Source organism: Spartobacteria bacterium UBA695 (assembly GCA_002298145.1).
Classification (GTDB): domain Bacteria; phylum Verrucomicrobiota; class Verrucomicrobiia; order Chthoniobacterales; family Chthoniobacteraceae; genus UBA695.
In genome coordinates this window covers 354452-372748 of sequence record DBMP01000006.1, presented here as the reverse complement: position 1 = coordinate 372748, position 18297 = coordinate 354452, and the positions used below count along the sequence as shown (strand labels likewise).

At 64.5% G+C, this 18297-nt stretch carries 19 protein-coding genes and 2 pseudogenes; 9 read left to right on the top strand and 12 right to left on the bottom strand.

The genetic code is table 11. The annotated features are described in order from the left end of the window. Positions 1-36: 36 nt before the first annotated feature. The 5 genes and pseudogenes from B2828_RS03440 to B2828_RS03420 all read right to left on the bottom strand — a co-directional run bounded on the left by B2828_RS03440 (position 37) and on the right by B2828_RS03420 (position 3381). Positions 37-462 carry a transposase gene (locus tag B2828_RS03440; protein ID WP_479632284.1) on the bottom strand — a complete coding sequence of 142 codons (426 nt, stop codon included), beginning with the start codon at positions 460-462 and terminating at the stop codon, positions 37-39. Positions 463-467: 5 nt separating this feature from the next. Further along, positions 468-755, bottom strand: a pseudogene (locus B2828_RS03435) (transposase). A 152-nt stretch (positions 756-907) separates the two neighbouring features. Next, positions 908-1789, bottom strand: coding sequence for a YihY/virulence factor BrkB family protein (locus B2828_RS03430; protein ID WP_479632283.1), 882 nt, complete (start codon positions 1787-1789; stop codon positions 908-910). Further along, complete coding sequence (locus tag B2828_RS03425; protein ID WP_479632282.1) at positions 1786-2427, bottom strand: ATP-dependent DNA ligase; 642 nt, start codon at positions 2425-2427, stop codon at positions 1786-1788. Before B2828_RS03425 ends, B2828_RS03430 begins: the two co-directional genes overlap by 4 nt. Positions 2428-2484: 57 nt before the next feature. Next, complete coding sequence (locus tag B2828_RS03420; protein ID WP_479632281.1) at positions 2485-3381, bottom strand: RluA family pseudouridine synthase; 897 nt, start codon at positions 3379-3381, stop codon at positions 2485-2487. Between the two features lie 81 nt (positions 3382-3462). Here B2828_RS03420 and B2828_RS03415 point away from each other — a divergent pair, with 81 nt between their 5' ends. From B2828_RS03415 to recR, 3 genes are read left to right on the top strand one after another with little or no spacing between them, the layout of a single operon-like run. Then, positions 3463-5772: a protein kinase domain-containing protein gene (locus B2828_RS03415; protein WP_479632280.1), complete on the top strand. Its 2310-nt coding sequence runs from the start codon at positions 3463-3465 to the stop codon at positions 5770-5772. 13 nt (positions 5773-5785) lie between these two features. Further along, positions 5786-6979, top strand: a complete 1194-nt coding sequence (locus B2828_RS03410; RefSeq protein ID WP_479632279.1) for an adenylate/guanylate cyclase domain-containing protein — start codon at positions 5786-5788, stop codon at positions 6977-6979. A gap of 10 nt (positions 6980-6989) precedes the next feature. Then, complete coding sequence (gene recR / locus B2828_RS03405) at positions 6990-7595, top strand: recombination mediator RecR (protein ID WP_479632278.1); 606 nt, start codon at positions 6990-6992, stop codon at positions 7593-7595. A 4-nt stretch (positions 7596-7599) separates the two neighbouring features. Here recR and B2828_RS03400 read toward each other — a convergent pair whose 3' ends face one another. Continuing rightward, positions 7600-8943 (bottom strand): replication-associated recombination protein A, encoded by a 1344-nt coding sequence (locus tag B2828_RS03400; protein WP_479632277.1) that lies wholly within the window; start codon positions 8941-8943, stop codon positions 7600-7602. Positions 8944-9069: 126 nt separating this feature from the next. On the opposite strand from B2828_RS03400, the gene B2828_RS03395 reads away from it, so the two are divergent. After that, on the top strand, positions 9070-9279 hold the full coding sequence (locus tag B2828_RS03395) for a hypothetical protein (protein WP_479632276.1): 210 nt from the start codon (positions 9070-9072) through the stop codon (positions 9277-9279). A 23-nt stretch (positions 9280-9302) separates the two neighbouring features. On the opposite strand, the gene B2828_RS03390 is transcribed toward B2828_RS03395, so the two are convergent. From B2828_RS03390 to B2828_RS03380, 3 genes are all read right to left on the bottom strand, one after another. After that, complete coding sequence (locus B2828_RS03390; protein WP_479632275.1) at positions 9303-9440, bottom strand: hypothetical protein; 138 nt, start codon at positions 9438-9440, stop codon at positions 9303-9305. Positions 9441-9511: 71 nt separating this feature from the next. Continuing rightward, positions 9512-10732, bottom strand: a complete 1221-nt coding sequence (locus B2828_RS03385; RefSeq protein WP_479632274.1) for a metallophosphoesterase — start codon at positions 10730-10732, stop codon at positions 9512-9514. Between the two features lie 17 nt (positions 10733-10749). Further along, positions 10750-11565 (bottom strand): rhomboid family intramembrane serine protease, encoded by an 816-nt coding sequence (locus B2828_RS03380; protein ID WP_479632273.1) that lies wholly within the window; start codon positions 11563-11565, stop codon positions 10750-10752. A gap of 110 nt (positions 11566-11675) precedes the next feature. Between B2828_RS03380 and dapF the strand changes: the two genes are divergently transcribed. Continuing rightward, positions 11676-12488, top strand: a complete 813-nt coding sequence (gene dapF, locus B2828_RS03375) for a diaminopimelate epimerase (RefSeq protein WP_479632272.1) — start codon at positions 11676-11678, stop codon at positions 12486-12488. Between the two features lie 25 nt (positions 12489-12513). Here the strand turns inward: dapF and B2828_RS03370 are convergent, their stop codons facing one another. The 3 genes from B2828_RS03370 to B2828_RS03360 are packed head-to-tail and all read right to left on the bottom strand — an operon-like array spanning position 12514 to position 14405. Next, positions 12514-12951, bottom strand: coding sequence for a TPM domain-containing protein (locus B2828_RS03370; protein ID WP_479632271.1), 438 nt, complete (start codon positions 12949-12951; stop codon positions 12514-12516). Further along, the gene (locus tag B2828_RS03365) at positions 12951-13751 is read right to left on the bottom strand and encodes a TPM domain-containing protein (RefSeq protein WP_479632270.1); all 801 of its coding nucleotides are present in this window, start codon (positions 13749-13751) and stop codon (positions 12951-12953) included. Before B2828_RS03365 ends, B2828_RS03370 begins: the two co-directional genes overlap by 1 nt. A 12-nt stretch (positions 13752-13763) precedes the next feature. Continuing rightward, a complete protein-coding gene (locus B2828_RS03360) occupies positions 13764-14405 on the bottom strand; it encodes a LemA family protein (protein ID WP_479632269.1) in 642 nt (213 codons plus the stop codon). A gap of 111 nt (positions 14406-14516) precedes the next feature. Between B2828_RS03360 and B2828_RS03355 the strand changes: the two genes are divergently transcribed. The 4 genes and pseudogenes from B2828_RS03355 (at position 14517) to B2828_RS03340 (ending at position 18294) form a co-directional block, all read left to right on the top strand. Next, positions 14517-15425 carry a class I SAM-dependent methyltransferase gene (locus B2828_RS03355; RefSeq protein WP_479632268.1) on the top strand — a complete coding sequence of 303 codons (909 nt, stop codon included), beginning with the start codon at positions 14517-14519 and terminating at the stop codon, positions 15423-15425. A 77-nt stretch (positions 15426-15502) separates the two neighbouring features. Next, positions 15503-16360 (top strand): annotated as a pseudogene (locus B2828_RS03350) (class I SAM-dependent methyltransferase); the annotation flags it as partial. After that, the gene (locus tag B2828_RS03345) at positions 16334-17368 is read left to right on the top strand and encodes a glycosyltransferase family 2 protein (RefSeq protein WP_479632291.1); all 1035 of its coding nucleotides are present in this window, start codon (positions 16334-16336) and stop codon (positions 17366-17368) included. The pseudogene B2828_RS03350 and the gene B2828_RS03345, both read left to right, overlap by 27 nt. Before the next feature lie 20 nt (positions 17369-17388). Then, positions 17389-18294, top strand: coding sequence for a beta-1,6-N-acetylglucosaminyltransferase (locus tag B2828_RS03340; protein ID WP_479632267.1), 906 nt, complete (start codon positions 17389-17391; stop codon positions 18292-18294). Positions 18295-18297: the final 3 nt, after the last annotated feature.

Below are 18297 nucleotides of genomic sequence, written 5' to 3'. Positions count from 1 at the left end.
TGCTGTATCTTCCACTCCTCATGATTTTCCTGATCGCTACGGATTTTGCTTGGCAAAGATGACCTCTGCGGTAGCCGTCGCAGGCCCGACCATGTTGTTCGACTGTCTTTTTGCATCCGTGGTGCTGTCGTCATACATTCCATAGCCGATCACCTGCACTTGGAAGACCGAAGGAGTGGCTTCTTGGGTGGCCGACGCGCGGTTGGTATCCACGCTGTTCATGGCGTTGGTGGCCACGCCGGCAGCCGTCGATGCGGCGGTCAGCGCGGCGTAACCGTAGGCGGCGCGTTTGAGGCAGCCGACCTTATTGTTGATGCCTTCGAGTTTGCCGCTGGAGATGGGGAAGTGGAAGTAGTTCAAGATGCCCAGGGCGTGGCCGCTGAGCGTCTTGGCAAGGCTCATCATCTGGACGATGCCGCTCTCCAACGCCTTGGCGCACCAGTTTTGCAAAAACGCGCTCATGGCGCTCAGGCTTGGCTGCTCCAAAGCAGGCGCAACTTCTCCTTGAGGTAGTAGGCAACCGAGAGCGGTTCGTTGAACCGCAGCGCCTCGGCAAGCTTCTCGCGCTTGGTTTCTGGAAGGTTCTCGGCTCCCATCAACAGCAGTTAGCGGCTGCCTTTGATGGCGTTGCGCTGCAAAATGCCGGCCTCGCGCCACAACACCCGGCGCAGTTCGTCAATCTTTTCGTTGGCCAGCTTGACGACATGGAAGTGATCGAAGACCAGCGCCGTGCGTGTTCTCGAAGTTTCCACCATGACAAAACTAGGACAAACGGCTTCCATTTCTTGCGTCTTTATGCGATCATCCCTTTCGTAAGGCACGACAGAAGGCGCACAGAACCAAAGCCTTACGAAAGCGGCGGAAATCCTTTGACACCTTGCCGGGGCTGGGGCGGAGCCCCGGCATCCTAGTCCTTAGGCAGGTCCTCGGCCCGCACGGAGCTTCCCCGTGGCGTGATGGTCCCTCTTCGCCGCAGCGTGGTTGCCTTGGTCAGCTCGACGCCAAAAAACAAAATGCACGCAGAGTAATAAACCCATAGCTGAATAACGATAACCGACCCCGCCGCGCCATAGCTGGAAGCCACTCCGGTCGTGCCCAGGTAAAGCGCGATAAGAAATTTCCCCAAGGTAAAAAGAAACGCCGTCAGCGCCGCGCTCAGCCAGACATCGGCCCACCGAATCCGCACATCAGGCAGAATGACAAAGAGCGCCAGAAACAGCACCATCGTTACCAGCATCGTAAGCGAGAAGTCAAAGAGCCGCGCCCCGCCCCCGGGCATGGGGATGAACCCCGAGGAGATCACCGCGGAAAGAATCGCGCTCGCCGCCACGGCAATGATCAGGACCGAGCCGATCGCCAAAATCGCCAGCATCGAGATCAGCCGTTGCCCGAAAAACGACCGGAGCGTCTTCCCCGGTGCAGCCGTCACCCCCCAGATCGAATTCATGGCCGCCTTCAGCTCCCCAAACACCCCCGAAGCGCCAATAAAGAGCAGCACCGTGCCGCCGATCACCGCCACTGCGCCGGAGCGGCTCTGGTGAGCGTTGCGCACGAGCGAAAGCATGGCCTCGCCCGCCGTATTCCCCGCCAGCCCGCGAATCTGCTCGGCTACATGCTGCCCGGCCGCCGCCTCGCCGTAAAAGAGTGCCGCCAGCGCGATCAGGATCAGGATGAGCGGCGTTACCGAGAGCAGCGCATAGTAGGCCAGCGCCGCGCTCAGACGCAGGGCATTGTCGCCGCTCCATGAGACCGCGGCGGCCTGAATATCGCGTAATATCGCCGGAATCATGACGGCGTTTTCGCGGACGCCCGTCCCCGCCTCCCGGCCTCGCACTTGACCTTCACCCAGGCCCCGCTGCGGACATCCGCCTCATAGCGCGAGTCGGCACGTTTCGCCACGACCCCCTCCAGCCCCAGCGCCTTGGCGTGCTCCAGCAGTTCCGCCGGGGTACCGTGCAGGCTGCCGCAGAGGCGCAGCAGGCCCGAGTTGGACTGCGCGAGCAGCCGGGAAAGCAGGCGTTTGCGCTCCGCAAGCGGCTGGGCGACGAGGTTCATGCCGTCCAGGAACATCAGGTCGAAAAGATAATAAGCCTGCAAGAGCGCCGGATGCGGCCCCGGCCCCGGCTCCCGGGCGAACGTCGGCCGCCCCTGCGCGTCGAGCGCCACGACCTGGCCGTCGAGCGTCGCGGTCTTGCACGGCAGCTGGGCCACGGCTTGTTCCAGCGCCGGGAGATCGAGCTGTTTTGCGTTAAGCGAATGCAGCGAAACGTGCGCGCCCTGTTTCACCGCCACGGTCCGGCGGCCTTCGAGCTCCAGTTCGTAGAGCCAGCCCGCGCCCGTGGGCAGCGAGGTCTCCAGCCTCGGCTTCATCGGGGCGATAAATCCACAGGTGGCCACGGCACGGCGGTCCGTGTTTTCACGTTTCACTTTCACATCGAAAGTTTCGGACGGGGAGGGGGTGCGGGCCGTCCTATTTCGGCGTAGCTAGATTTCCCCGCCCGCCGCGATGAAATCCGCCGGGAGCGCCGCCTGGAATTGCATCCATTCCCCCGTGCGCGGGTGCTTGAAGCCGAGTTTCCACGCATGAAGCATCTGGCGCGGGTAGGCGCCCCGCTTGCCGTAAAGCTCATCGCCCAGGATCGGGTGCCCCAGGTGCTTTAAGTGAACGCGGATCTGGTGCGTGCGCCCGGTGTGGAGCGTACACTCCACCAGGCTCGCCCCGGGCAGTTCGCGCACGACGCGGTAATCCGTCACCGCATTGCGCCCCCGGCCTTCCTGCACCACGGCCATCTTTTTTCGGTGCACCGGGTGGCGGCCGATAAAAGTCTCAATCACCCCCGACTTTTTGAGAAACACCCCTCCGGCCAGGGCCAGGTAAACCTTGAGAACCTCGCGTTCCGCAAATTGTTTCGAGAGCGCCTGGTGCGCGGCGTCGTTCTTGGCCACCACGAGGCAGCCGCTCGTTTCCTTATCGAGCCGATGGACGATCCCCGGGCGCAGCTCGCCGCCGATCCCCGAAAGGCTGGCGCAATGGTGCAGCAGGGCGTTGACCAGCGTGCCGCTGGGGTTGCCCGCCGCCGGATGCACAACGATCCCCGGCGCTTTGTTGAGCACCACCAGGTCGCCATCCTCGAAAAGCACGTCCAGCGGGATCTCCTCCGGGGCGGCGTTGGCGGCGGGAGTCGGCTCCGGCTCCTCCACCGTTACGCGCTGGCCTTCCCGCACCTTTTCCCCGGGCTTCACCTGCCGCGCCTCCACCCGGATGTGCCCGTCCTTGATCAGCGCCTGGATGCGCGAGCGGGAGAGGTGGGGCAGTTCGGAGGCCAAATAATGGTCCAGGCGCAGGCCGGAGGCTTCGGTTGAGACAAAATATTCCGGCATGGAGGAAAATAGAGGGATTGCACCGGCCACCATAATCGTTCAAAATACTCCAGCTCAACTCTTAAAACGCCCTCTCCCCCCATGGAAACCGAATCGATCGTTCATCCCTGCCCCCACTGCGGCACTCGGCTCGACGTTGCTGAAATCGACCCCTTCACCGAAGTGGAGTGCCCCACCTGCGGCAAGACCATCCGCGTGCGCGACCGCTTCGACCACTTCCAGATCACGGAATTCATCGCCTCGGGCGGCATGGGCTCGGTCTACCGCGCCAACGACGTCAACCTGAACCGAGTCGTCGCCCTCAAGCTGCTGCGCAAAGAGTACAACGACGACAAGGAGTACATCCAGAAGCTCGAAACCGAGGCGAAAATTACCGCTTCGGTAACGCACCCCTACGTCGTCAAAGTTTTCTCCTTCGGCTGCGACCAGGGCGTCTACTACATCGCCATGGAGCTCGTGGACAAAGGCTCGCTCGACGACCTCATGGGCCTCCAGGGCCGCGTGGCCGAGGCGCAGGTGTTGGAGATCGGCCTCCAGGTGGCCCAGGGCTTGCGCGCCGCCTACCGCGTCGGGCTGATCCACCGCGACGTCAAGCCGGGCAACATCCTCTTTGCCGACGCCCATACCGCCAAGATCGTGGACTTCGGCCTGGCCATGCCGCTGGAGCAGGCCGCCGAGGGCGAGGAAGAGATCTGGGGTACTCCGTATTACGTCGCCCCGGAGAAGCTCAACCACGAGCCGGAAGATTTCCGCAGCGATATTTACAGCCTCGGGGGCACGCTATTCCACGCCTTGGCGGGCCGCCCGCCCTTCGAGGCCCAGAACGCCTCCCTCGTCGCCCTCAAGCACTTGAAGAACCAGGTCGTCAGCTTGCAGGCCTTCGCGCCGGACGTCTCCAGCCCCACGGCCTACGTCATCAACCGGATGCAGGCCAAGAACCCGAACGACCGCTACGCCTCCTACGACGAGTTGATCGAGCACCTTGAGTATGCGCGCAACGAACTCCTCGGCAACGCCGGGAAGACCCGCCAGCCCAAGGCGCGCGTGGTCGTGGAGGACGAAAAGCAGAACGCCATTTTCGGCTACATCATCTTCGGCGCCATCGCCGTGCTGATGATGATCGGCGGGACGCTCTATTACTTCCGCGAGTCCATCATCAGCAGCCACAGCGGCGCGGAGGAACTGGCCAAGCAGCAAATGGCCCGCTCCGTGGAGTCGGCCGAACAAGTGCTGGCCTACTCGCGCAAACAGATGCTCGCGGGCAAGGCCGACGTGGCCGCCGCCGCCGTCCGCACCCTGGAGAGCCGCCAGAGCCTGCCGGATGCCCTGCGCCCGTGGGTGCCGCTCCATGCCGCCGCCGCACAGTTCCAGGCCGGGCAGTCCCAGAGCGCCGGGGAAGTCATCCCTTCGGCGCTGGCCAAGAACACCTTCGCCGGAGCCGACCGCAACGAGCAGGACCGCGCCCAGAAATTCCTCTCGACCCTCGGCGGCATCGTGCGCACCCGCTCCAAGAGCGTCCTGGACCCGGCGCAAACCAAGTGGACCACCGGCGCTTACGAGCCCTTCGGGTACTACATCTGCGCCCTCAAGGAATGGGACGCCGCCCGGTTCGACGCTGCCGACCCGTTGTTCCAGAAATTCCTGGAATCGAAAGCCACCGTCGCGTGGGTGGAGGAGTTCAAGCCCCTGGCGCAGAAGTACCGCGATGATTTCGCCCAGTACCGAACCGTGCGCGACGCCATCAAGAACGCCACCTCGCCGGAGCTGAAAAAAGAGGCCCTCAAAACAGCCAAGACCCTCCGCTCCCACGCCAAGACCCAGGGGCGGCTCGCCTCCGAGCTGGCCGTCACCATCGAGGCGCTCCAGAGCTCGCTTTCGCCTGCCGATGCGCCGAAACTCACCTCGCTCAAGGTGCTCAAAGCGGATGTGGACCGCCGCCTTGCCGAAATGCAACCCGCCCAGGCCGCCGCCGATATCGACGCCGCCAAGCTCTCCGCAAAAGAGGCCGCGGCCGCCGCCGACCTCAAGAAAAAGGTCGCCTTCATCGCCGATCTGAAAAAGCGCGTGATCGAAAACCTTAACGGCAACCCGGCCAACCGCACGCTGACCCAGCGCAACGCCGCCAGCTACAGCGGCCGCATCGCCAAGGCCGACGAGAGCGGCGTCCAGTTCATGTACCCGTCCACCGTGATCCCGTGGAGCGAAATTATGCCCTCGACGATCCTCGTCTGGGCGGACTCCATCTCCGCCCCCGCCGCCGACCGCCTCTGGCTGGCCGGGGCCTACGCCTCCGTGGCGGGCCTGCCGAGGGAAGCCCGCGAGCGGCTCGACCCGGCGGCAGCGCAAAACAAAGACTACACAGCGAGCCTGCCGCTCTTCCAAGGCAAGTAGTAACTAGGAATCCATGCGATTTTACCGAGCCACTCTCGTTTCCGGCGCGCTGGCCGCCAGCCTGGCCAATTTCCTCCTGGCCATGGGGGCCTTCAACGCCTGGACACTTGCGGTATTTGGCCCCGACCCCGCGCCGCTCTGGGCGCAGTGGAGCGGCGCGTTCGTGCTCGGCTTCGGGTTGGCGTGGACGACCATCGAGATCGGCGCATTTTCCCTGAAGATCGGCGTGGCGGCCATCGCGCTGGTCGAAACGGCCGGGCTCTCCTGGCTGCTCGCCTGGCAGGGGATCGCCTGGCCGCCCTTTGCCACGCTTGCCGCCGGGGTCTTCGCCACCCTTTTCGGGCTCTTTTACAGCGGCACCATCGCGGGCCGCCGCAGTCGGCTCATCGAAGCGATCCTGGGCCATACCGTCTCCCCGGCCACGCTCGACCGGGTGCTCGAAAGCGAGCTGCCTTTCCCTTTCCAAGGCGAGGAACGCCACGCCTCGGCGGTGGTCTGCCGTTGGTTTAACCGGCGCGACCTGGCCGAGACGCTTCCGGCGGCCGATTTCGTCGAGCTCTCCAACACCTTCTCCGCCACGGTCTCCGCCGCCTTCAAAGAAGCGGGTGGAGTGGTCACCGAGGCGGACGGCGAACATGTTCACGCCGTTTTTGGCGCGCTGGCCGGGAGCCCTGACCACGCCGCGCGGGCCTGCCGCGCGCTGCTGGGGCTGACCCCGCAGATCGACACCTTCCGGCACGCGGCGAAAGTGCGCTGGGGCGTCGATCCAGACGTTCGCGCCGCCGCCGAGACGGGGACCCTCATCGCGGGCGTCTTTGGCGTGCCGGGGGCGGGCGGTTTCGGCGCCGTGGGCGAGCCCGTCGAGGCCGCGCGGCGGCTGGCCCAAGCCAATCTGTTTTACGGGACGCGGCTTTTGCTCGGGCAACGCACCTACATCGAGGCCAGGGGCGCGGTCGAGGCCCGGCCCGCGGATCTCGTCTGGGTCCACAACCTGCGCGAGGAAATTTACGAGCCCCTCGGGATGAAGGGGGAGCTTTCGCCCGAGGCGCTGGAGCGCCGCGACGCCTACTGGATCGGGCTTATCCACGCCCGGTCGGGGCGGTGGGCTGAGGCGGTGCGGCTGCTGGAGCCGCTGCGCCTTGACGCCAAGGGAGCCGAGGACCCGCTCGTGCGCGCCACGCTGGACCTGGCTTCGACCTTAAAATAAGCTTCCTCCCATGAATCGCGCAGAATACCCGCCCCTTCTCAAGGAACTGGTGGCCCAGCTCAAGCGGATGCCGGGCGTCGGCCCCCGTTCCGCCGAGCGCATTGCCCTCTGGATGGTCAGCGCCCGCAACGCCCGGACGAGCGAGATCGCCGCAGCTATTTCCGCCGTTGCCGCAAGCGTGCATCCCTGCCGCCAGTGTGGGTTTTTCACCACCGAGCCGCTCTGCGAAATCTGCCGTGACGAGACGCGGGCGGGGGATCTGCTCTGCGTGGTCGAGCAGGCTACCGATATTCTGCCGCTGGAGCGCACCGGAGCGTTCCGGGGCCTGTACCATTCGCTCGGGGGGCGCATCTCGCCGCTCGACCATGTGGGCCCAGAGGATCTGCGCATTGGCGAACTCCTGGAACGTGTTCGCCAGGGCCACCCGACCGAAGTCATCCTGGCCCTAGGCGCGGATGTCGAGGGAGAGGCAACGGCGAACTACCTGGCGGGGCTCTTGAAAGAACTGCCCGTGTCGATTACGCGCATTGCCCAAGGGCTCCCGGCGGGCGGCGGCCTCGAACACGCCGACGAATTGACCCTGAGCCGCGCGCTCGGCGGGCGGGTCAAGTGGTAGCGTTCTAGCCGTTCTTCCCAGCTTCTTCGTCCCACTTTTTGAGCTGCGCGAGTTTTTCGCCGATTTTGAGCTCCAGGCCTCTTGGCACCGGGCGGTACCAGCCCGGTTCGGCCATGTCCTCGGGCAGATACGTTTCCCCAGCCGCGTAGGCATGCGGCTCATCGTGGGCATAGCGGTAGGCGTGCCCGTAGCCCAGCTCTTTCATCAGCTTGGTGGGGGCGTTGCGCAGGTGTACCGGCACTTCGCGGCTCTTGTCCTGCTTTACGAACGCCATGGCCTCGTTGTAAGCCATGTACCCGGCGTTGCTCTTGGCGGCCACGGCCAGGTAGATCACCGCCTGCGCCAGGGCCAGCTCGCCTTCCGGGCTTCCCAGCCGCTCATAGGTCTCGGCGGCGGCATTGACGACCTGAGCCGCCCGCGGATCGGCCAGCCCGATGTCCTCCCAAGCCATGCGGATGATGCGCCGCGCGAGGTAGCGGGGATCGGCCCCGCCGTCGAGCATCCGGCACAGCCAGTAAAGCGCCGCGTCGGGGTTGGACCCGCGCACCGACTTGTGCAGGGCGGAAATCTGGTCATAGAAATTATCTCCCCCCTTGTCAAAACGCCTGGAGTTCAGCGTCAGGGCGTTTTGGATGAAATCCGCGTCGATCCGCTCAACGCCTGCCGAAACCGCTGCCGTGTTGCACTGTTCGAGCAAGTTTAGGAGCCGCCGGGCATCGCCGTCGGCATAGCCCACAATCGTATCCACGGCCAAGTCGTCGATCGCAAGATGGCCGAGCGCCCGTTCCTGGGTTCGCCGTAAGAGCTGCTTTAATTCTTCGGCAGTCAGCGGCTTGAGAACGTAGACCTGAGCGCGGGAAAGAAGCGCCGAGTTCACCTCAAAGGAGGGGTTTTCCGTCGTCGCCCCGATGAACGTCACCAGCCCGCTTTCCGCGTAAGGCAGCAGCGCGTCCTGCTGGCTCTTGTTGAAGCGGTGGATCTCGTCCACGAACAGGATCGTCTGCTTGCCCCGGGCCTGGTTTTCCCGGGCTTGATCCACGGCAGCCCGGATATCCTTCACCCCGGAGAAAACCGCCGAGAGCGCGATAAACTCGCATTCGAAAGCCGTCGCAGAAAGCCGGGCCAAAGTCGTCTTGCCCACCCCGGGCGGCCCCCAGAAGATCATCGAATGCGGCTTCCCTGACTGGAACGCCAGCCGGAGCGGCTTTCCTTCGCCCAGGAGGTGCGTCTGCCCGATCACCTCGTCGAGCGACTGCGGGCGCATCCGGGCGGCGAGCGGCGCAGCCTCCGTTACGGGTGGGTTCGCCGCCCGGGCCTTTTCGTCGTCGGTTTCAAATAAATCCGCCATAGGGTTGGGAGGGCAAACTTAGCCGTTCGCGGGCCCGGGAGCAAGCAGCGGGAATTTGTCTTGCAGGGGAGGGGAGAGCGGGCGTAGAGGTGCGGCTGGTTTTTTAAAACGACACAGCTCCGACCCATGACCGAAAACGCCTACGCCTTCAAAGGCGCCGTCCTCGCCGCCGCGATAGCCGTCGCGGCTCCGCTGTTGCTGATGGTGCGCTCCGCCATTTTTCACCCGGGCGGGTCCGATCTTTCCATCGGCGTGCTGGCCCTTACGATGCCCTTCTTTCTGCCCCTTGCCGCTTTGGTCGGCTGGTTGATCGGCAAACGGTGGCCGCAGCGGTAGGCGGGGTTCAACAGCGCCCGGGCTTACTGCTTCATCCGGCTGTCATTTTGCCCGGGGTGACGCCAGCCGGTTTCGAAGAACGAGCGATCCTCGGGGTCCGTTGCGCAGCCGCACAGAAGCAGGGTGGAGGAAACGAGTACGAACAAAACAAGCACTTTCATGGAAGGAGATGCCTCCAAGCTAGGGGATGCGCCCCGGGTTTGTAAATCGGTTTTCTTTGCGTGGACGATCATCATCCCCGCTGTAGCGTGAGGTGGACAATCTCCGCCGGAGCATTGACCCGTAGCGGGAACCAGTTGCCGATGCCGTTGGAGACCACAAGCGTCTGATTCGGCTGCCCCGGGCCGATCGGACGCCTGTAGAGGCCGGTCCAGTAGCGGAACATCGCCGGGCCGAAGCCGTGGTCCTCGTTGAGCATTAATTGCCCGCCGTGGGTGTGGCCGGAGAGGGTGAGGGCGATGTCGCCGCAGTAATCCCAGGCGTGCGGGTGGTGGGCCAGCAGGATGGGGTAGGCGGCCGGGTTGCGTTGTTTGAGAAGCTCGTCCACGGAGGTGCGCAAGCGGCGCTCGTCGCCCCGGTCCTGCCAGTTCTGCGGCCCATCCCAGCGCAGCCCCAGCAGCTGAACCGGTACGCCCCGGACCGTCCGGGTCGCGGTCTGGTTGACGAGCAGGCAGACGCCCCCCGCCCGGAGGTTCTCCTCGAACGAAAACCGGCGCGTATTCTGGTCATGGTTGCCCTTGATGGCCACGATCTCTGGCTCCATGGCCCGCAGCGCATCGATGGCCCGCAGCATGTATTCGGGGTCGTTGTTGATGAGGTCGCCGGTGAAGACGTTCAGATCGGCTTTGAGCTCGTTGACGGCGTTGACGACCGAAAGCAGAAACTCCGGAGAGGTAAACGGCCCCACGTGCAGGTCCGATAGGTGCGTGATTGTCATGCCATCGAGCGCCTTGGGGAGGTCGTGGAGGCGAATGGTGTAGCGGCGAATGCGGAAGTTACTGCTCTGCCCAGCCGCGAAAAGGGTCAGGGAGCCAGCCAGCAGGGGCGGAGCCAGCGCAGCCACGGTTCCCAGGAACTGGCGGCGGGAAACGCCGGAGGCAACCGCCGGGGCCGCCTCTTTCGCGCTCCGGGGCCGCGCCCAGCGGAAAAGGCTAAGCGCCCCGCTTCCCGTCAGCCCCAGGGCGCAGCCGACCAGGAAGAGCGGGGCCAGGAGCAGGTGCCACAGGTAGACCAGGTAAAGTAACGGGGTGGAGAAGTGCGTGGTGGAGCCGCCGTGAACGGCCCGCAAAACCAGCGCCACAAACCCGAGCTGCAAGACAAAAAAGCCGTGAAAGAGGACCCGTGCGGGCCACGCCGCCGCGAGCCAGATTTTCCGCGCGAGAAACCTCCAGAGCGCCCAGACTGCAACGTCCAGAGCGGCAAAGATGGTCAGGACGATGTGGATAAAATCCATGAGGTTGTGCGCGCGCCCTACCGGGGGGCTTGATTGAGGTGCTCCATGCAGTAATCGTTACCGTCGGCGGCGACGCGGAAATCCAGTTCAGGGTTGGAGACGTCCGTCCTCTTGCACACAGCGCAGCGGTGGAGCGGCTCCTCCTCCGGGATAGAGGCGCTCCGGTAGGCCTCCCGCCGTGCCCCGACCTCCCGGCGCTGGCGCAGGCGCGCGACGATCTGTGGCCCGAAAAATAAGAGGTAATTGAGCAGCGCCGCCACGAGCGCCATGCCGTAGGCAAAGCTCGCCAGGGAGAGAAATTGCCACAGCACCGAGACGGCGAAGAACCACGCCATCCACTTCACCTTCACCGGCAGGATGATGAAATACATCTGCGCCTCTGGGTAGAACCACGCGAAGGCGAAGAAAAGCGACAGATTAAGCATCCCGTTGGAGAAGCTCGCGCCGAAAAGGAACGCGGCAATCGTCGTGCCGATCATCCCGATCAGGTAAAAGACGTTCAGGCGGAAGGTGCCCCACGCCTCCTCCAGTGCAGTGCCGATCCACCAGAGAAAAAGCAGGCTGAAGATAACGAAAATGGCGTCCGTGGTGCTTGCCGCGGCTCCAGAGAGCGTCCCCAGCACACTGCCGTAGTTGGGGATGAAAATATACGTCACCAGCCGCCAGACCTCGCCGTGGAGCACCGCGCCGGGGTTGAGGTCCAGGTAGGAAATGAGCGCCGGGTTCCAGAGGTTCAGCAGGTAAACCAGGGCATTAAGGATGACAATTTGCCGCACCAAGCCGGGAAGGGCGTAGCGGCCGAAGCGGCGTTCCATGGAGTCGAGCAGATTCATCGAGCAGATCTCCTACATAACCGCAATCTCCAGCCAAGGCAAGGAAGGCCGTGCCGATTTGCAGGGGGCTCGACATGGCGCGCGGCACGGAGTAGGATAAAAAAACCAATATGATCCTGCACTTTACGAAGATGAACGGCGCGGGGAACGACTTTGTGATGGTCGACAACCGCCGGGACGAAATCCACCTCAGCCGCGAGACAATCGCCCGGCTGTGCGATCGCCACCGGGGGGTGGGGGCCGATGGGTTGATCGCCGTGGAGCCCGCCCGGAGCGGCGCGGATTTCCGGATGCGCTACTACAACGCCGACGGCGGCGAGGTGGAAATGTGCGGCAATGGAGCCCGCTGTTTTACCCGGTTCGCGGGCCGTCTGGCCGGGAGAACCGACCGGATTCGCTTTGAAACCGAGGCCGGGATCATTTCCGCCGAGCTTGTGGGCGAGAACGTCCGGCTTTCAATGAGCGCCCCGAAGGACCTCGCCCTGCGCGAAAGCCTGACGCTGCCGGGCGGCACCACGCTCACCGTGCATTCGGTCAATACCGGTGTGCCGCACGCGGTCGTCGTGGTCGAGGACCTCAAGGCCGTGCCGGTGCAGGAATACGGCTCCGGGTTGCGCTACCACGAGCACTTTGCCCCCAAGGGGACGAACGCCAACTTCATCCTGCCCGTGGACGCCCAGACGCTGGAGATCCGCACCTACGAGCGCGGCGTGGAGGGGGAGACGCTGGCCTGCGGCACGGGCGTAACCGCCAGCGCACTGATTTTCCATGAACTGACCGGAGCCAAGAGCCCCGTGGCTGTGAAGGTTCTCGGCGGCGACACGCTCAGCGTGGGGTTCGAGGAGGAGGGCAGAGGCGCTTTCCGCAACGTGACGCTCACCGGCCCAGCTGACTTTGTTTTCGAAGGCGACGTGGAGGTTTAATTCCTCCGCTACGTCATTCGCTACGTTAATCCCGCTCCACCTCATTGGGCAGCTCGTCGCCGCCTCCCGGGGTGGGCGGAAAGTGCTTGGCCAGGAGCGTGCCGCAGGTTTCAACGGCCAGGATGACGGCTTCCGTGAACTGCTCTTTTTTGAGCGCCTCGCGCATGACGGCGATCAGCTCGGTCCAGAATACCTCCCCGCAGCGTTCATGGACGGCGGTGTCGCCCACGACGGCAAATTTGTGCGTGTGCGGGGCGAAGTAGATCAGCACGGCGTTGCGTTCGCGGGTGCCGTCCATTCCGAGCGCCTGGAAGCGGGCCTTGGCGCGTTCGAGCGGGTCCACCACGTCGTCCTTGCTGGAGATGAAGACGCGAATCTGGCCGGAAGTGTGGCTCTCGCTCTTGGCAATAGCCTCCGCGATCTTCCGGTCATCGAGTTTTTCCAGGAATAATTTTGGTTTCATCACCAGTCTCCTCCGGCTCCGCCGCCTCCAAAGTCGCCGCCACCGCCACTGAACCCTCCTCCGTCGCCGCCTCCACCACCGCTAAAGCCGCCCCCGCCGCCTCCGCCCCCAAAGATAATCGGGCCGCCGCCGGAGAATCCGCTTCCGCCTCCCCAGCCGCCTCCGCCGCCGAAGGCGCGCAGGACTTTTAGGAAAACGAAGATCAGGATCAGAAACGGGATCAGCACAAACCACCCGGGGCCATCGTCAGCCTTCCGTTTTCGTTCCGCCACGGTCTTGCCGGTGCCTTTATATTCGCCCCGGGCCGCGGCCATCATGGCGCTGACCCCGGCGGAAAGGCCGCCGCCGTAGTCGCCCGCCTGGAAGCGGGGCTTGATGTCGTTGGCGATGATCTGGTGGCAAAGGTAGTCTGTAAGAACCCCCTCCAGGCCGTAGCCCACCTGGATGTACATTTTGTGGTCCTGGACGAACACGAAAAGCACGGCCCCGTTGCTGCGCCCCTTCTGGCCGACTTGCCAGGCATGGGCGATCCGCACGGTGTAGTCCTCGACTGACGAGTCGGTCTCCATTTTAGGGAACACCGCGACGACAATCTGGTTGGAGGTATCGCGCTCGAACTGGGCGAGCTGGGCGTTGAGCTGCCGGGCGAGCTCGGGGCGAACGACGTGGGCGTAGTCGTTAAAGTAGGCTTTGGGCGGGGGCGGCATGACCTCCCGGGCAGGGGCTAGCGCGCAGCCCAGGAGAAAGACCCACAGGATCAGGCAAATCCCACGCTTCCAATGCGTGCGGCGGCAAGACATAGCGCCCCTTTCCTACTTCGCGGGGCTGGCGGCCGGGCTTCCGAAGTTGAAATCGACCTTCGGCGGAACTTCCGCGCCCTGCGAGGCGGCAAAATACGGTTTCTGGGAAAATCCCATGATCGGCCCGATGAGCACCAGCGGGAAGCGGCGCAGCGTCGTGTTGTAGGATTGCACGGTTTCGTTGAAGCGGCCCCGTTCGACGCTGATGCGGTTTTCCGTTCCCTCAAGCTGCGCCTGGAGTGCCTGGAAATTGCTGTTGGCTTTCAGGTTGGGGTAATTCTCGGCCACGACGAGCAGACGCGAGAGCGCGGAGGAGAGGCCGCCCTGGGCCGCTTCGAATTCCTTCAACTTCTGCGGATCGCTCGGGGCGGAGCCCGGGTTGATCTGCACCCGGCCCACCGAGGCGCGGGCGTTGGTGACTTCGGTGAGGGTCGATTTCTCGAAATTCGCCGCGCCGGAAACGGTGGAGACCAGGTTCGGAATGAGGTCCGAGCGGCGCTGGTAGACGTTCTGGACCTGCGCCCACTGGGCATTAACGGCCTGATCAAGCGTGGTCAGGCGATTGTATCCGCCGATGGCCGTGACGGCTCCAACGACGACAATAAGGACGAGGGCGACAACGACGGCAATGAGGCAACCTAAGACGGGTTTCACAAGGTTTATCGGGTGGTTTAAAAGACGAGGGCAGCGTACCCTCTCCGGAGGCGAAAGCAAGCAAAGTTGCGCCCGCCTGGCAAGGCTGCTAAGGTGCCCTCCTTTTTCGCCATGAACCGCTGGATTTCCAACGAACTGCTTGCCGCCTTCGATAGCGAGGGAACGACCGCCCACCGGCTTTTCACCTCGCCCAGCGCCTGGGTGGAGCGCCTTGGCGATGACGTGCTCATCTCCCACAAAACCGACGCGGCCCGGGACGCCCTCTGCGCCGGGGTGCAAGAGTGGGCCCAGAGGGCGAATTTTGCGATTTCGCGCGTTTTTACCCGCTTTCTGCCCCGCCAGAATGCCGAGCGCGTTTCGCCCGTGCTCGCCTGGGGCGCCCCCTCGCTGCCGCTCGAAATGGTGGTCACCGAACGGGGCGTGCGTTACGGCATTGACTTCGGCGCGGGCTATTCGGCGGGGCTCTTTATAGATCAGCGGGCCAACCGGGCCTACGTTCGCGCCCGCGCGCCCAAGCGGCTCCTTAATACCTTCTCCTACACCTGCTCCTTCTCGCTGGTCGCCGCGCTCGGCGGGGCGCAGACCGTCAGCGTCGACCTATCCAAGAAATCGCTCGACCGGGGCCGGGCCAACTTCGCCCTGAATGGCCTCTCCACCGACGGCCACCGCTTCATCGCCGATGACGTGCTTGACGTCCTGCCGCGCCTTGTGCGCCGGGGGGATCAATTCGACGCGATCATCCTCGACCCGCCCACCTTTTCGCGAGGGAACAAAGGCCGTCGCTGGCAGGTGGAGGAGCAGATCGGCACGCTGCTGCACGCCGCCCTGGAGCTGGCCGCCCCCGGGGCCTCCGTCCTCATCTCCACCAACTGCACCAAGCTCGACCGCACGGCCCTGGAGCGCACGGCGCGCTTTGCCTTGAAGATGGTGCGCCGGGGCGGGGAGTTCCACTACGAAGCGGCGCTGCCCGATTTCCCCGCCGGGGAGGGGGCCCGCACCCTCTGGTTGCACCTTAAGTAAGGGCTTGCTGACGAAAAGAGATTGCCAACGGCGCTCCGTCCATCGCTAATACAACCGAAGCGCAAAAACACGACCCCATGATTCCCCAAATTCTCGTCACCGAATCTTCCGCTGATTATGAGCTGATCGACAGCGGCGAGGGGGAAAAGCTCGAACGCTACGGCGGCGTCATCCTGCGCCGTCCCGATCCCCAGGCCCTCTGGCGCAAGGCCGAGCCCACCCGTTGGAAACAGGCCCAGGGCACCTTTGTCCGCGAAGGCCGCGAGGGGCACTGGGACTTCTCCCAGCCCGTGCCGGAGAAGTGGACCATCAATTTCAGCGGCCTCTCCTTCCACATCCGCCCCACCGCCTTCAAACACACCGGCCTTTTCCCCGAGCAAGCGCCGAACTGGACCTGGATGCGCGACGCCATCCGCGCTGCCGGGCGCGAAATCTCCGTCTTGAACCTCTTTGGCTACACTGGCGGGGCCACCCTTGCCTGTGCCCAGGCCGGGGCCAAGGTATGCCATGTGGACGCCTCCAAGGCGGCGGTGGGCTGGGCCCGCGAGAACGCCGCCATCTCCAGCCTGGCCGATAAGCCGATCCGCTGGATCGTTGACGACGCCAAGGCCTTCGTGAAGCGCGAGCTGCGGCGCGGCAACCGCTACGACGCCATCATCATGGACCCGCCCGCCTTTGGGCGCGGCCCGGACGGTGACGTGTGGCAGATCGAGAGCGATTTCGTCCCGCTCCTGGAAGCCTGCCGGGGGCTCTTGAGCGAAGCGCCGCTGTTCTTCCTCCTCAACGGGTACGCCTCGGGGTATTCCCAGCTTGCCTACCGCTTTAACTTGATGGAGCTGGCCCGGGAGCGCGGCGGCGAAGTGGAGTCCGGCGAACTGGCTCTCCATGAATCCCGTGGCGGCCGCACTCTGCCCTGCGGCATCTTCGCCCGGTGGCTGAAATCCTCCGGCGGCAGCTTTAAATCGACCTGGCACTTCGGCTCCGGCTGGGAGGAGAAAAGCCAGTTCAACGAAATCGTCGCCGACCCCGAGCTTCCGGCCAAGAACTCCATCGCGCGCGTCAGCATCTGCATCCCCGCCTACAACGCGGAGAAATACCTTCCCGCCGCGCTCGAATCCGTGCGCTGCCAGACCTTCACAGACTGGGAACTCATCGTCACCGAGGACGGTTCGCGCGACGGCACGGAGCAGATCGTGAACGAGTTCGCCGCCCGGGTGCCCCAGCCGGTGCGCTACCTGCGCAACGAGATCAACCAGGGCCTGCCCGCCACGCGCAACAGCGGCATTTCCGCCAGCCGCTCGGACTTGATCGCGCTGCTCGACGCCGACGACATCTGGGAGCCGGATCACCTCCAGGTCACCATCGAGCGGATCACCTCCACCGGCGCCGACCTGGCCCACGGCGGCTCGGTGTTATTCGACAGCGACACGGGCCGCGAAATCGAAGTCCGCGCCCCGAGCGCCGAGACCATCGCCGCCTTCCCGCTCTCGCTCTTCGAAGGCGACTACATCATCCAGCCGTCGTCCGCCGTCATGCGCAAGTCCCTCTGGGAGCGCTCCGGCGGCTTCGATCCCTCCTTCCGCTACGTCGAGGACCGCGAGATGTGGCTGCGCTGCGCCCGGGTAGGGGGCCGCTTCGTCTACACCGGCAAGAACACCTGCCGCTACCGCAAACACAGCGAGGCCCTTTCCTCCCACGCCGACGAGATGGCCGTGGCCTGTGCCCGCGTGTTTGATAAGCACCTTACCTGGAACCTCATTCCGCAGGACGTGCGCATCGACTACGCCTCCGGGGCCTGGGTGGCCGCGGCCCGGATCGTCCAGCGCGCCCACCCGATGGAAGCCTCCGAGTACCTCTATAACGCCTGGAGAATCCAGCCCCGCGCCGCTACCAAGTTCTGGATCATCGGGTTGCGGCTCTACTCCTGGGTGTTCGAAAAATAACCACCGCCCCCCTCCGCGCCATGGGCCTTGCCTACTGCATCCTGGCTCACAAGAATCCCGCCCAGACCGCCCGCTTGATTCGGGCCCTCGACGGCCCGGGGAACGCCTGCTTTGTCCATTACGAAAAGCGCTCGCCCCAGGCGGAGCACCGCGAACTCGCCCGGCTCTGCGCAGCCATCCCCGGCGTGCGCTTCCTGAAGCCGAGGCGGATCTTCTGGGGCCGCTTCAGCGTCATCGGCGTCCAGCTGGAGGCCATCCGCCAGGCGCTGGAGGCCGATGGCTCGTGGACGCACCTTATCACCCTCAGTGGGCAGGATTTCCCGCTCCGTTCCCAGGCCGCCATCCAGGCCGATCTCGCTTCCACGCCCGCGCAATCCTTCGTGAGCTGGTTCGACCCGTTCGCCAACCGGCTCTGGAAGAACCTCGATGACCGGATCGGCCGGTATTACTTTGAATGCGCCCCGCTGGAGGATTTTCTCCAACTGCCCTTTATCGGTCGCCGCGTCCGGGCGCTCCTCGGGTGGAGCGGCCAGATCCCCAGCGTGCCGGGGTTTCGCCGTCGCCTCCCGGAGGGGTTTCAGTACCGGGGCGGCTCCAATCACGTCATCCTTTCCCGGGAAGCCGCCAGCTATATTGTGACCGACCCGCAGGCGCTCCAGATCACCGCCTGGCTGCGCCACAGCGGCATCCCCGACGAAAGCCTCTTCCAGAGCATCCTCTGTAACAGCCCGCTCGCCTCCACCGTAGTCAACGACGACCGCCGGGCCATCCTCTGGAAGCACCTCGGCGACCCGAGCCCTGCCACGCTCACCTCCGCCGAGCTCCCCTGGATCAGCGAACAGCGGGCGCAAGGCCGCCTTTTTGCCCGGAAATTTGACGCCACGGCGGATGAGACCGTTCTTAACACCCTGGAAAAGCTGCTTTAACCC